Here is an 830-nt window from a genome sequence, read left to right on the forward strand (position 1 = left end):
CGTTCAGTGTTGTAGAACGTGAGCCAGTCGGCAAGGGCGTCGCGGCGTGCTTGGTTGCTGGTGAAGGGCTGTCGGTAGGCCCATTCGGTTGCCAGGGTCCGGTTGAGGCGCTCGACCTTGCCGTTCTGCCAGGGGCAGTGGGGCTTGATGAACTTCTGTTTCGCGTCGAGGGCTGCGACCGCGGCGATGAAGTCGCTGCTGTTGCGGTAGGCGAAGGCATTATCGGTGATCACCCGCTCGATACGGGTGATGCCGTGGTCTGCGAAGAAGGCAGCGGCGCGGGTGAGGAAACCAGCGCAGGTGGGTCCCTTCCCGTCGTCGTGGATCTCGATGTAGGCCAGCCGGGTGTGGTCGTCGACGGCTGCATGGACGTAGTCGTAGCCGATCTTTGCCCGCTTGTTCCTCTCGGCGCTGGTCACGGCCCGTCCGCGGCTTCGCCAGCCTCCGCCGTCGGGGATCTTGCCGATCTTCTTGACATCGAGGTGGATCAACTCACCGGGGCGTTCGCGTTCGTAGCGGCGGGTGGTGGCCTGGCTGCCGCGGATCACTGCTCCGGTGATCGGATCGAGGTGGGCCAACGGGGGCATGTGATGACGCTTCCAGATCGCCGAGACGGTGCGCGCGGGAACACCGGTCGCGGCGCTGGTGTGGGTTGGGCCCTGCCGGTGCAGCGCGCGGTGCGCCAGGACCCGGACCTCGACCTGGTGGTTGGTGCGCCGGGGCATGGTTCGGGGTCGGCTGGAGCGGTCATGCAGACCTGGTTCGCCGTGCTGGTCGTAGCGCTTGAGCCAGTGGTGTGCGCACTGGCGTGAGATCCCCATCGCCTTGGC

The 830-nt window shown here is 66.5% G+C and carries 1 protein-coding gene; it reads right to left on the bottom strand.

Going from position 1 to position 830, the window contains the following annotated elements:
• Nucleotides 1-830, bottom strand: an 830-nt coding sequence (locus tag ABD073_RS15470; protein ID WP_343876086.1) for an IS481 family transposase, incomplete at both ends; no start/stop codon positions are given.

This window comes from Luteococcus peritonei, assembly GCF_039526385.1.
GTDB classification, from domain to species: domain Bacteria; phylum Actinomycetota; class Actinomycetes; order Propionibacteriales; family Propionibacteriaceae; genus Luteococcus; species Luteococcus peritonei.